General features: G+C 74.0%; 12 protein-coding genes and 1 tRNA gene. 7 read left to right on the top strand and 6 right to left on the bottom strand.

The window, feature by feature from the left end:
* Window positions 1–10 precede the first annotated feature (10 nt).
* On the top strand, window positions 11–1,147 hold the full coding sequence (locus EDD54_RS18650) for an alpha-D-ribose 1-methylphosphonate 5-triphosphate diphosphatase (RefSeq protein ID WP_126539260.1): 1,137 nt from the start codon (window positions 11–13) through the stop codon (window positions 1,145–1,147).
* Window positions 1,144–1,713 (top strand): phosphonate metabolism protein/1,5-bisphosphokinase (PRPP-forming) PhnN, encoded by a 570-nt coding sequence (phnN, locus tag EDD54_RS18645; RefSeq protein ID WP_245515821.1) that lies wholly within the window; start codon window positions 1,144–1,146, stop codon window positions 1,711–1,713. Before EDD54_RS18650 ends, phnN begins: the two co-directional genes overlap by 4 nt.
* Here phnN and EDD54_RS23110 read toward each other — a convergent pair.
* A complete protein-coding gene (locus EDD54_RS23110; protein ID WP_165645222.1) occupies window positions 1,707–2,462 on the bottom strand; it encodes a transporter substrate-binding domain-containing protein in 756 nt (251 codons plus the stop codon). The two genes, phnN and EDD54_RS23110, sit on opposite strands and share 7 nt — an antisense overlap.
* A gap of 138 nt (window positions 2,463–2,600) precedes the next feature.
* Here EDD54_RS23110 and EDD54_RS18635 point away from each other — a divergent pair, with 138 nt between their 5' ends.
* A complete protein-coding gene (locus tag EDD54_RS18635; RefSeq protein ID WP_133674042.1) occupies window positions 2,601–4,703 on the top strand; it encodes a glycosyltransferase in 2,103 nt (700 codons plus the stop codon).
* A 45-nt stretch (window positions 4,704–4,748) separates the two neighbouring features.
* Here EDD54_RS18635 and EDD54_RS23105 read toward each other — a convergent pair whose 3' ends face one another.
* From EDD54_RS23105 to EDD54_RS18625, 3 genes are all read right to left on the bottom strand, one after another.
* Entirely contained in the window at window positions 4,749–4,895 is a 147-nt protein-coding gene (locus EDD54_RS23105) for a hypothetical protein (RefSeq protein WP_165644635.1), read from the bottom strand.
* 90 nt (window positions 4,896–4,985) lie between these two features.
* Complete coding sequence (locus EDD54_RS18630) at window positions 4,986–5,363, bottom strand: ABC transporter ATP-binding protein (protein ID WP_126539265.1); 378 nt, start codon at window positions 5,361–5,363, stop codon at window positions 4,986–4,988.
* Between the two features lie 172 nt (window positions 5,364–5,535).
* A tRNA-Gly gene (locus EDD54_RS18625) sits at window positions 5,536–5,609 on the bottom strand.
* Window positions 5,610–5,999: 390 nt separating this feature from the next.
* Here EDD54_RS18625 and EDD54_RS18620 point away from each other — a divergent pair.
* Both EDD54_RS18620 and EDD54_RS18615 read left to right on the top strand, forming a co-directional pair.
* Window positions 6,000–6,263 (top strand): DUF2249 domain-containing protein, encoded by a 264-nt coding sequence (locus EDD54_RS18620; protein WP_165644634.1) that lies wholly within the window; start codon window positions 6,000–6,002, stop codon window positions 6,261–6,263.
* Between the two features lie 314 nt (window positions 6,264–6,577).
* Window positions 6,578–7,705, top strand: coding sequence for an NAD(P)/FAD-dependent oxidoreductase (locus EDD54_RS18615; protein ID WP_126539270.1), 1,128 nt, complete (start codon window positions 6,578–6,580; stop codon window positions 7,703–7,705).
* 23 nt (window positions 7,706–7,728) lie between these two features.
* On the opposite strand, the gene EDD54_RS18610 is transcribed toward EDD54_RS18615, so the two are convergent.
* Window positions 7,729–8,838, bottom strand: coding sequence for a 2'-deoxycytidine 5'-triphosphate deaminase (locus tag EDD54_RS18610; RefSeq protein WP_126539272.1), 1,110 nt, complete (start codon window positions 8,836–8,838; stop codon window positions 7,729–7,731).
* A gap of 133 nt (window positions 8,839–8,971) precedes the next feature.
* Here EDD54_RS18610 and EDD54_RS18605 point away from each other — a divergent pair, with 133 nt between their 5' ends.
* Window positions 8,972–10,057: a ligase-associated DNA damage response exonuclease gene (locus EDD54_RS18605; RefSeq protein WP_126539274.1), complete on the top strand. Its 1,086-nt coding sequence runs from the start codon at window positions 8,972–8,974 to the stop codon at window positions 10,055–10,057.
* The gene (locus EDD54_RS18600) at window positions 10,054–11,694 is read left to right on the top strand and encodes a cisplatin damage response ATP-dependent DNA ligase (protein WP_126539276.1); all 1,641 of its coding nucleotides are present in this window, start codon (window positions 10,054–10,056) and stop codon (window positions 11,692–11,694) included. Before EDD54_RS18605 ends, EDD54_RS18600 begins: the two co-directional genes overlap by 4 nt.
* On the opposite strand, the gene EDD54_RS18595 is transcribed toward EDD54_RS18600, so the two are convergent.
* The gene (locus tag EDD54_RS18595; protein WP_126539278.1) at window positions 11,695–12,363 is read right to left on the bottom strand and encodes a ceramidase domain-containing protein; all 669 of its coding nucleotides are present in this window, start codon (window positions 12,361–12,363) and stop codon (window positions 11,695–11,697) included.
* Window positions 12,364–12,399: the final 36 nt, after the last annotated feature.

Here is a 12,399-nt window from a genome sequence, read left to right as displayed (position 1 = left end):
CGGAGCCGACATGACCGCCGACCTGATCCTCACCAACGCGCGCATCGTGCTCGCCGACCGCGTCGTCCACGGCACCGTCGTGGTGCGCGACGGCGTCGTCGCCGCGGTCGACGAGGGCGTCTCCGCCCTCGGCGAGGACCTCGACGGCGACCACGTCGTGCCCGGCATCGTCGAGCTGCACACCGACCACCTCGAGAACCACTACGCGCCGCGGCCGAAGGTGCGCTGGAACCCGCTCGCCTCGGTGCAGGCCCACGACGCCCAGGTCGCCGCCTCCGGCATCACCACGGTGTTCGACGCGCTGCGCTGCGGCCGCGGCCCCGACGACGAGCTCGAGAGCGCCGACATGCGCCGGCTCGCCGACGCCATCGAGGCCGGCGTCGCCGCCGACCGGCTGCGCGCCGACCACTTCATCCACCTGCGCTGCGAGGTGTCGGCGCCGGACGCGCTCGAGGCCTTCGCCCTGTTCGAGGGCGACGACCGCGTCCGCCTCGCCTCGCTGATGGACCACACCCCCGGCCAACGCCAGTTCGTCTCGCTCGACCATCACCGCGTCTACTACATGGGCAAGACCGGGATGACCGAGACGGCCTATCAGGCGATGATCGCCGAGCGGCGGCGGCTGTCGGAGATCCACGCCGAACCGCACCGGCGCGCCATCGCCGAGCGCTGCCGCGCCGCCGGCATCGTGATCGCCTCGCACGACGACGCCACCGCCGCCCATGTCGCCGAGAGCGTCGACCACGGCGTGTCGCTCGCCGAGTTCCCGACCACGCGCGAGGCCGCGGAGGCCGCCCACGCCGCCGGCCTGAAGATCCTGATGGGCGCGCCCAACTACGTGCGCGGTGGTTCGCACAGCGGCAACGTCTCGGCGCGTTCGCTGATCGAGGCCGGCCTCCTCGACATCCTGTCGTCGGACTACGTGCCGTTCTCGCTGATCCACGCCGCCTTCATGGCGGCCGAGGACGGCGTGCTGTCGCTGCCGGCGGCGATCGCCACCGTCACCCGCAACCCCGCCGCCGCCGCCGGCCTCCACGACCGCGGCGTGATCGAGCCCGGCCGGCGCGGCGACCTCGTCCGCGTCCGCACCGACCACGAGGTGCCGCTGGTGCGCGCGGTCTGGCGCCAGGGGAGACGGGTGTCGTGACCGGCCGCTTCGTCGCCGTCGTCGGCCCGTCCGGGGCCGGCAAGGACACGCTGATCGCCGCGGCGCGGTCACGCCTCGCGGGCGACGACCGCGTCGTCTTCGTCCGCCGCGTCGTCAGCCGCGCCGACGGCGGCAACGAGGACCACGACACGCTCGACGCCGCCTGCTTCCCCGCCGCGATCGCGGCCGGCGCCTTCGCGCTGCACTGGGGCGCCCACGGGCTCTTCTACGGCATCCCCGCGCGGGCGGTCGCCGACGTCGCCGCTGGCCGGATCGTGGTCGCCAACCTGTCGCGCGGCGCGCTCGACCGGGCGCGCGCGGTGTTCCCGGCGCTGACCGTCGTCGCCGTCACCTGCCCGACCGCGGTGCTGCGCGCCCGCCTCGCCGCCCGCGGCCGCGAGGATTCCGACGCCATCGAGCGGCGGCTCGCCGCGGCGGCGGTCCCGGTCCGGGGCGACGACGTCGTCGCCGTCGACAACGGCGGCCGCCTCGACGACGCGGTCGACGCATTCGTCGCCGCCATCCTCGCGACCGCGCCCGCCGAGACCGTGGCCGGGGCTCAGTAGAGCCCGACCGGGAAGAAGCGCAGCGTCAGGTCGGCCAGCGTGCCGTCGGCGTCGAGGCCGCGCAGGGCGTCGTCGAGGGCGGCGCGCAGGCGGCCGTCGTCGGCACGGACGGCGATCGACGGGCCGGCGCCGAAATAGGCCGGCTCGGTCCAGGCGCCGCCGGCGAAGGCGCAGCAGTCGGCGCTCGCCGGCCCGGCCAGCCAGAACGAGGCGCCGAGCGCGCCGACGAAGGCGGCGTCGGCACGGCCCTCCTTCACCGCCGCCAGCGCGGCGGCGTCGTCCTCCACTTCGATTCGCTTCGTCTCGGGAAAGAAGTCCACCAGGAAGTCGGCGGTGCGGGTCTCGCGCGCCACCGCGACGGCGCGCCCCGCCAGCGTCTCCGGCCGGGCGTCGACCACGTCGGCGCGCCGCGTCACGAAGCGGGCGGGCAGGCGCAGGTAGCTCGCGGTGTGCGCGGCGAAGCGGCGGAGCCGCGGGGTGTCGCGCACACCGCCGAGCGCGGCGTCGGCGGTGTTGGTCACCAGCGCGTCGACGAGCAGCGGGAACGGCCGGACCTGGATCGTGCAGGGCACCGCGAGCCGGCGGCAAAGCGCGCGCGCCAGTTCGACGTCGAAGCCGGTCAGCGTCCCGGCGCCGTCGACGAAGCCGAAGGGCGGGAAGTCGTCGGTGGTGACGAAGCGGATCGCGCCCGGGCTCTCCACCGGAGCCGTGCCGGCCCGCGGCGGCACGAAGCGCGGCGGTGCCTGCAACGACGACGGCTCGGTCGCCGTCGCGGCCCTCGCGAGAACAACCGAGCCGAGCACCATCGCCGCCATGGACAAGATAACTTTGAGCTGTAACATGGTTGCGAGCGCATCCCCGATCCGCATCCGCGAGTTGGCCTGCCCGTGGACGCTTCCGCCGTATCCGGAACGACGGTCCCCCACGACGTTGCCGACCGGCGCGACGCGGCGCAAGGATTCGCTCCCGTCGTCGCGACGCCGGCGCTGGTGCACCTGCTCGACACCGTCGCGGTGCCGCTGCCGCTCGCCGTCGCCGGCACCTCGGACCGCGGGCGTCGCACCCTGATCGCGCTCGCGCCGGAGATAGCCGCCGCCGCGGAGATCGCCGCGCTGATCGCGCGCGAGCCGCGGCTCGCCGGCCGGGTGCTCGTCGACCCCGCCCTCGCCGGCGCCGCGAAGGCCTGGGATCCCGGGCCGTTCGGGCCGGACGCGGTCGTCCGCGCCGCCCGCGAGGCCGATCCGGTCGCGGTCCTCGCCCGCGGCCGCCCCGACGGCGAGGACGTGCTCGCCGCGCTCGCGGCCGAGCGGGCCGGCCTGCCCTTCGTGCGCGTCGACGAGGTCGCGGAGATCGAGGCGCCCGCCGGCCTGCGGCCGCGGATGGCGGCGGGCCTCGGGGCGGCCCGCGTCCGGATCGGCGGTGCGCGCCGCACCGCGGTGGCGTTCGGTCCGGGCGACGATCCGGCCCGGCTGCGCCTCGACGGCGCCGCCACCGCCCGTCCGGTCGTGGTCACGACCCGGCGCCGGCTCGAGCGGGCGCTGCGCGCCGCGATCGCCGCGACCGTGATCGCCGAGACCACCGGCCGGCTGGAGCGGCTCGACCCCGCCCTGTCGGCAGCGCGGATCCCCTCCCGGCCGCAGGCCACCGCCCTGCTCGGCGGCGCCGCCCTGCTGCTGCTCGGCGCCTTCGACCTCCTGCCCGGCGCCGGCCTCGCGGTGTTCGCGATCTCGGCCTTCGCCTTCCTCGGCTGCGGCTGGGTCCGCCTGCTCGCCACCGTCGAGGCGCCGCCGCCGCGCAGCGTCGCCCCGCTCGCCGACGACGAGTTGCCGGCCTACACCGTCCTCGCCGCCCTGCATCGCGAGGAGGCGATGGTCGAGACCCTGGTCGCCGCCCTCGCCGCGCTCGACTATCCGCCCGCGCGGCGCGAGGTCGTGCTGGTGATCGAGGCCGGCGACGCCGGCACGCTCGCCGCGGCCGAGCGCGCCGTCGCCGGCCGGCGCGGCTTCCGCGTCGTCGCCGTGCCGGACGGGCGGCCGCGCACCAAGCCGCGGGCGCTCGCCTACGCCCTCGCCTTCTCGCGCGGCGACCTCGTCACCGTCTACGACGCCGAGGACCGGCCGGACCCCGGCCAGTTGCGCGCCGCCGCCGCCGCTTTCGCGCGCGGACCGGACCATCTCGCCTGCGTCCAGGCGCGCCTCGTGATCGACCGCACCGAGGTGGCGCTGCAGCGGCTGTTCGCGATCGAGTACGCCTGCCTGTTCGACGGCCTGCTGCCCTGGCTCGGCCACAACCGACTGCCGCTGCCGCTCGGGGGAACCTCGAACCATTTCAAGCGGGTGGCGCTCGACGCCTGCGGCGGCTGGGATCCCTGGAACGTCACCGAGGACGCCGACCTCGGCCTGCGCCTCGCCCGCTTCGGCTTCACGGCCGACGTCGTCGACAGCTTCACCCGCGAGGAGGCGCCGGCGCGGCTCTCGGTCTGGCTGCCGCAGCGGGTGCGCTGGATCAAGGGCTGGGTCGCGACCTGGCTGGTGGCGATGCGGCGGCCGGCGACGCTCTATCGCGAGATCGGCCCCGGCGGCTTCGCCGCGCTCCAGGTCCATTTCGCCGCCACCGTGCTCGCCGGCCTTCTGCACCCGGCCGGACTGATCCTGGTCGGCCTGCACCTCTCCGGCCTGCGCAGCTTCGACGCCGACCGCGGCTTCCTCGGCGACGTCGTCGTGGTCGCCGCGGCCACCGGCGTCGTCGCCGGCTACGCCGGCAACGTCGCGCTCGCCCTCGCCGTCCTCCGCCGCACCGAGCGGCGCCATCTCGTGCCCTGGGCCTTCGCCCTGCCGCTCTACTGGCTCCTCACCTCCGCCGCTTCCTGGACCGCCCTCGTCGACCTCGTCCGCCGCCCGCACTTCTGGGCCAAGACCCCGCACACGGCCTTCGAGGCGCGCAAGGGGAGGAAGGGAAAAGGGAAGAGGCGGAAGCGGAGGAGGGGATAGCGGCCGTCCAAGGCGGGCGGCACACCCGACGGACGCCGTGTCTCGTCATTTGGCGTTGAATATGTCGTGCAGACAAATCTTTTCGACGTCGTTCAGCAGCACCCGCCGATCCGAGATGTACGTCAGTTCGAAACGCCCACCGTCGTTGTCGATGACCTTGTCTCCGTCGAGCACCACGAAAAACCCGAACACGGCCTCTTCGACGGCCTCAACGATAAGGAATCCCCGTCCCCGACCACAATTGGACTCGGGAAACCATCCGGCCACAGCAGGCCCGGGCCGCTAGTCGTCATAATATCCCGGCCGAAAGGCGATCACACCCTCGATCGGCGCGGTCTCGTCGTCCTTCGCCAGCGGCGCGTACACCCCGACACCCAGCAGACGGGACGTGAAGCCGGCGGAATCGACCTCCAGATTCGGGTCCAGGCGAGATACGACGGTCCGGGCGGTCGACAGGTCGACGTCGAACAAGGCGATGCCCGCGATCTCCGGTGTGGCCGGCCGGAAGAACTCGATCGCCTCCAGCTTTCCGTCCCTGTCGTAGTAGCAGAACAACCCGGCCTCTTTGTAGAGGTCGTCGGCCGGCTTCTCCGACGACGGCGAGCGCTTGAACTTCGTCCGCGAGGCCCCCAGTGCGATACGAACCTCGTCATGGGTCATCCCGAACCGGAGGTCGGCCGTTCCCTGGTGGCTCAGGATACGACAGTCCACGTCAGGCCCGTGTGCGCCGACGCGGGCCTGCCCGGCGCGCTCGCGCGTCGGCCGGCGGGCAACCGACGACAAGAATGCAGCGAGACGATGCCACGTCACGGCGAGGCCGAACCCGGGAGACTGGAGCGGGTGAAGGGAATCGAACCCTCGTCTGGAGCTTGGGAAGCTCTCGCTCTACCATTGAGCTACACCCGCGTCGGCATCCTTGATCGCAGGGCCGGGCAGCGGATGTCAAGACGGATCGGCGCGGCGCGGGCGATCGCTCGAAGCCGCCGTTCATCCTTCCACTCGTGGGAAGGGTCGACGGCCGAGAGGCCGGCGGGGTGGGGTGGCGCCGACGCCCTGCGCCGGGCCGTTTGACGACGAGACCACCCCGCCGGTCGGGGCGTCCTCCCCGCCGACGCCGTGCCCTCGCGTTCCTGGTCCCGACGCACCGCGAGTGCGCCCCGCCGCCCCATCGCCCCACCCCCTCTCCTCCGAAAGTCCGGGGCGACAGCGCGCCGAATTTGCGATTCCGCAAGGATGCGCGGCGGCGGAGGCGTCATGGTCCCGTCACGCGCACTGCCCCGAAGGAGACCCGCCGCGATGCCCGCGCCCCTCGCCGAGGACGGACCACGGGTCCGGTCCGTGGACATCGGCAACATCCCGCCGTCGTTCTGGAAGGCGATGATCGCCGGCGCGGTCGGCGAGATGCGGTCCGGCGGCGCGCTGGAACTGGTCGCCGAGGAGGATCCGATCGACGTCTGGCACCTGCTCGAGGCGATGCTGCCCGGCCGCTTCACCTGGTCCTACGCCGAGAACGGCCCGGCGCGCTGGCGTGTCCGCGTCGGCCTGCGCTGCGGATACTGAGCCGGCTCCGGGACTGCCGCGCAGGCTGTACCGACCGGCCGTCCGTCCGCCGCCGGATCCCCGCGTGCCCCACGCCCGAGGCCCGGACGGCCCCCGCGGCCTCTGCCTCCGCCACACTGTTCGGCCACCCCCGCCGGGCCCGCTTCCGTTCCCCGCCGGATCGTCCCTTCCCGCCCCGCACCGCCCTCTCGGCCTCCCCCGCGCACGCATTCGTGATCGCCCTTAATATTAGTATTCTCTAATTCAATGATATGAAGCGGTCTCCCCGGTAGCGCGGCCGACCGGGTCCGTGCGGGCGACGGAGGGACGACGACATGGCGGAGATCACCATCATCGGCTCGGGTTTCGGGGGCCTGACCACCGTCCGCGCGTTGCGTCGGCGCGGCGTCTCCGACCCGATCACCGTGATCTCGCCGCGCCCGGAACTGCACTATCTGCCGAGCAGCATCTGGATCCCCTCGGGCGGGCGGCGGCGCGCCGATCTCACCGTCGACCTCGGCGCCTTCTTCGCGCGCCACAGGGTCCGCCACGTCGCGGCCTCGGTCACCGGCCTCGCCGACGGCGGCCGCACCGTGCTCACCGACGCCGGCGAATACCGCAACGACCATCTGGTGATCGCCTCCGGCGCCCGCTTCCTGCGCAAGCTGCCGGGCATCGAGCACGCCATCGTGCCCTGCGACGGTCTCTCGGCCGCCGAGGCGGTCGACACCCGGCTCCGCGGCCTCGACGGCGGCACCGTCGCGATCGGCTTCGCCACCAACCCGGCCGAGCAGGGCGCCATGCGCGGCGGGCCGATGTTCGAGTATCTGTTCATCCTCGACGAACTGCTGCGGCGCCAAGGCCGGCGCGACCGCTTCCGGCTGGTGTTCTTCAGCCCCGCCGAGCGCCCTGGCGCCCGGCTCGGCGCGCGGGCGGTCGACGGCCTGCTCGCCGAGATGGCGCGGCGGGAGATCGAGACCCGTCTCGGCCACAAGCTGGTCCGCTTCGAGGAGAACCGGGTCGTCACCGAGGACGGCGCGATCGACGCCGACATGATCCTGTTCATGCCCGGCCTGACCGGGCCGGTCTGGCTCGGCGCCACCGATCTGCCGCTGTCGCCGGGCGGCATGGTGGTCGCCGACGCCGCGTGCCGGGTGCCGGACCGGCCGAACGTCTGGGTGGTCGGCGACGTCGGCAGCCATCCGGGTCCGGACTGGCTGCCCAAGCAGGGCCATCAGGCCGACCTCCACGCCGAGGCCGTCGCGGCCAACGTCGCCGCCGTCCTGAAGGGCGCCGCACCGACCACGCGCTTCAAGGCCGAGCTGATCTGCATCGTCGACGCGCTGACCACCGGCATGCTGGTCTACCGCAGCGAGACCCGCAACCTCGTGCTGCCGCGGTCGCGGCTGTTCCACTGGCTGAAGCTCGCCTTCGAGACCTGGTACCTGCGCGCCTACCGCTGAGCCCGACGGCGCCGATCCCCCCCTCAGCGGAAGTGCTTCGACAGCTTCAGGCCCTGGGCCTGGTAGTTGGAGCCGATGCCTTGGCCGTAGAGCATCGTCGGGATCTCGGTCATGCGCTCGTAGACGAGGCGGCCGATGGTCTGGCCGTGGTCGAGGATGAAGGGCACCTCGCGGCTCCGGACCTCGAGCACGGCGCGGGCGCCGCGGCCGCCGGCTGCGGCGTGGCCGAAGCCGGGGTCGAAGAAGCCGGCGTAGTGGACGCGGAATTCGCCGACCAGCGGGTCGATCGCCACCATCTCGGCCGCCGTCTCCGGCGGCACGTGCACCGCCTCGCGCGAGGCGAGGATGTAGAACTCGTCGGGGTCGAGGATCAGCGAGGCCTCGCCGCGGGCGTGGATCGGCTCCCAGAAGTCGAGCGCGTCGACGGCGCCGCGGGCGTCGACGTCGACGACGCCGGTGTGGCGCTTGGCGCGGTAGCCGATCAGCGCGCCGGGGCCCTCGCGGCGCAGGTCGATCGACAGCGTCAGGCCGTTCTCGAAGGTCGCGGGGTCGGCGTCGACCAGCCGGGCGCGGGCGTGCAGGGCGGCGAGTTCGTCGTCGGTGAGGCGGGCGTCGCCCATGCGGAAGCGGATCTGCGACAGCCGCGACCCCGTGCGCACCAGCACCGGGAAGGTGCGCGGGCTGACCTCGACCCAGAGCGGGCCGCGATAGCCGTGGGCGACGCTGTCGAAGCCGGCGCCGTGGTCGGTGATCACCCGGGTGAAGACGTCGAGCCGGCCGGTCGAGCTCTTCGGGTTGGCCGAGGCCGAGACGTCGGCCGGCAGCGCCAGCCGCTCCAGCACCGGCACCAGATAGACGCAGCCGGTCTCGAGCACCGCGCCCTCGGTGAGGTCGATGGTGTGCAGCTTCAGCCGCTCGAGCTTGTCGGCGACGGTGGAATGCGGCCCGGGCAGGAAGCTCGCGCGCAGCCGGTGCGCCACCGTGCCGAGCCGGAGGTCGAGGCTCGCCGGCTGGACCTGGCCCTCGACGATGTCGCGCCCGGCCTGGATCGCGCCCTTTGCGATCAGGTCCTCGATCCGGTGGGCGGGGAGGATGCCGGCGGGCTGGGTGTCGGCGGGGGGCGGAGTGGTCATCGCGGCGTATCGGGTCCCGGTCGCGGCCGCCGGGGAAGGGAGGCCGTCAGGGGCCGGCGGCCCCTCGTTCCCCCTTGATAGCGGAAGCGCACCCACTTCGCGAGGCCGGGGCGATGCCCTACATCTCCAGGCGATGCGCAGCGCCGAAGACGTCCTCTCCCTCGACGCCGCCGGGCTCTACTGCAAGCCCGGCGGCTTCCACGTCGATCCGATGCGCCCGGTCGCCCGGGCGATCGTCACCCACGGCCATTCCGACCACGCCCGTCCCGGCCACGGCGTCGTCGCCGCCACCGAGGAGACGCTGGCGATCATGGCGATCCGCTGCGGCGAGGGCTTCTGCGGGTCCCGCCGCGCCCTCGCCTACGGCGAGACCGTGCGCGTCGGCGAGGTCGACGTCACGCTGTTTCCGGCCGGCCACGTGCTCGGCTCGGCGCAGGTGCTGATCGAATGGCGCGGTTTCCGCGTGGTGATCTCCGGCGACTACAAGCGCGAACGCGACCCGACCTGTGCCGCCTTCGAGCCGGTACGCTGCGACGCCTTCGTCACCGAGGCGACCTTCGCGCTGCCGGTGTTCCGCCACCCGCCCGCGGCCGGCGAGGTCGGAAAACTGCTCGCCAGCCTCGCGCTCTTCCCCGAGCGCGCCCATCTCGTCGGCGCCTATTCGCTCGGCAAGGCGCAACGGGTGATCGCGCTCGCCCGCGAAGCCGGCCACGACGCGCCGATCCTGATCCACGGCGCGCTCGACAAGCTCTGCCGCTTCTACGAGGCCGCCGGCGTGCCGCTCGGCCCGCTCGAACCGGCGACCGGACGGAACAAGGCCGACCTCGCCGGCAAGCTGGTGATCTGCCCGCCGTCGGCGACCCGCGACGCCTGGGCGCGGCGCTTTCCCGACCCGGTCACCGCCTTCGCCTCCGGCTGGATGCGCATCCGTGCCCGCGCCCGTCAGGCCGGCGCCGAACTGCCGCTGGTGATCTCCGACCACGCCGACTGGGACGACCTCTGCGAGACCATCCTCGACACCGAGGCCGAGGAGGTCTGGGTCACCCACGGCCAGGAGGAGGCGCTGGTGCACTGGTGCGGCGAGAACGGCATCCGCGCCCGCCCGCTGCACCTGATCGGCTACGGCGAGGAGGAGGACGCCGCGCCCGCCGCCGATCCCGCCGCGTCCCCCGCGCCCGGTCCGGACGCGTCCGCGGCCGGCGGGGAGCCGGCGCCGTGAACCGCTTCGCCGCCCTCCTCGACGCCCTCGCCTACGAGCCGCGGCGCAACGCCAAGCTGGCGCTGGTCGAGCGCTATCTGCGCGAGACGCCCGATCCCGACCGCGGCTTCGGCCTCGCCGCCCTCACCGGCGGCCTCGACCTGCCGAACGCCAAGCCCGGCCTCGTGCGCGCCCTGATCGCCGAGCGCACCGACCCGGTGCTGTTCGCCCTCTCCTACGACTATGTCGGCGACCTCTCCGAGACCGTCGCGCTGATGTGGCCGGGGCCGGCGGCGCGGCCGAACGAACCGCCGCCGGCGCTCGCCGAGGTGGTCGGCGCGCTGGCGACGGCCTCGCGCACGGAGATCCCGCGGCTGCTTTCGCGCTGGCTCGACCTCCTCGACGAGGCCGGCCGCTTCGCCCTCCTGAAGCTCGTCACCGGCGGCCTCCGGATCGGCGTGTCGGCCCGGCTCGCCAAGACCGCGCTCGCCCGGCTCGGCGGCCGCGAGGCCGACGAGGTCGAGGAGGTCTGGCACGGCCTCGCACCGCCCTACGAGGCCCTGTTCGCCTGGCTCGAGGGCCGCGCCGACCGGCCCGACGCCGTCGACGCCGCGCCGTTCCGAACGCCGATGCTCGCCCACCCGCTGGAGCCACGCGACACGGAGGGCCTCGACCCCGCCCTCTTCCGCGCCGAGTGGAAGTGGGACGGCATCCGCGTCCAGGCCGCCGCCGGCCGCGGCCGCGACGGCCGGCGGATCGCCCGGCTGTTCTCGCGCTCGGGCGACGACGTCTCGGCCGCCTTCCCGGACGTGGTCGAGCGGCTCGGCTTCGACGGCGCGATCGACGGCGAGCTGCTGATCCTCCAGGACGGCCGCGTCCAGCCCTTCGCCACCCTGCAGCAGCGCCTCAACCGCAAGAGCGTGACGCCGAAGCTGCTTTCCGAGATGCCCGCCGGCATCCGCGCCTACGACCTCCTCGCCGAGGGCGGCGAGGATCTCCGACCGCTGCCCTTCACCGAGCGCCGCGCCCGTCTGGAGGCGCTGGTCGCCCGGCTCGCCGACCCGATGATCGACCTCTCCCCGCTGGTCCCGTTCGCGACCTGGGACGACCTTGCCGCCGCCCGCGCCGATCCCGCCGGCCACGGCGCCGGGGCCGACGCCGACGCGGTCGAGGGCGTGATGATCAAGCGCGCCGCCGCGCCCTACCTGCCCGGCCGGGTCCGCGGCGAGTGGTTCAAGTGGAAGCGCGATCCCTTCGAGGTCGACGCCGTGCTGATGTACGCCCAGCGCGGCCACGGCAAGCGCTCGTCCTTCTATTCCGACTACACATTCGGCGTCTGGCGCGCCGGGCCGGAAGGCCGCGAGCTGGTGCCGGTCGGCAAGGCCTATTTCGGCTTCACCGACGAGGAGCTGAAGGAGATCGACCGCTTCGTGCGCCAGAACACCGTCGCCCGCTTCGGCCCGGTCCGCGAGGTGGTGCACGAGGAGACCGCCGGCCTCGTGCTCCAGGTCGCCTTCGAGGGCCTCGCCCGCTCGGCGCGCCACCGCTCCGGCCTCGCGATGCGCTTCCCCCGGATCGCCCGGCTGCGCTGGGACAAGAAGCCCGCCGAGGCCGACGGCATCGAGACGCTCACCGCCCTGTTGCCGGCGGAGGGGTGATCACTTTCCCACGGGCGCCCGCGTGCCGTGGTCGACCGCCGCGACGAGCAGCAGCGCCAGCATGGCGGCGTTGAGGAGGTGCCAGAGGAAGTGGGTGCCGAGCGGCAGCGCGGCGCAGACCGCCATGTCGGCCGTGCGCGCCGCCAGCGACGGCACGAACACCGCCGCCGCGGCCGCCACCGGGCGCCCCGCCGGATGGCCGCGGCGGGCGAGTTCCACGGTGAAGGCGCCGAGCGCGAGCACCGCCGGGAGGTATTGCACCGTGCCGTTGCTCGCCGCCGACGCCCACGGCGGCAGCGCCGCCACCACGGCCGCCACGACCGCGACGCCGATCGCCAGCACCAGGACGACCCTTCCCGGCGTCAGGCCGAGGAAGCGGCGGAGCGCGAAGGGCACGTAGACGGCGACGAAACTCCAGATCGGCAGCGTGTCGGCGAGGCCCGCCCAGGGCGTCGCCACGGTGTGGAACAGGAAGGAGCCGACCCCGATCGCCACCACCCACAGGCAGAGCAGCCTGACCAGCCCGTCCGCCCCGGCCCGCACCGCCCGCGCCAGTCCGTAGAGGCCGGCCGCGACGAAGGCGAGGTTGGTCAGCGCGTTGACCGGTTCGGCCCAGAAGTCCGGCCCGAGCCGCTCGCAATAGAGGTCGACCGGCCGCCACCAGTCCATGCCCGGCATCTCCCGTCACCGCACCACCCGGCGATC

This window comes from Oharaeibacter diazotrophicus, from assembly GCF_004362745.1.
GTDB classification, from domain to species: Bacteria; Pseudomonadota; Alphaproteobacteria; order Rhizobiales; family Pleomorphomonadaceae; genus Oharaeibacter; species Oharaeibacter diazotrophicus.
Note: the sequence above shows the minus strand (reverse complement) of the source record. Positions and strands in the feature narration are given on the sequence as shown.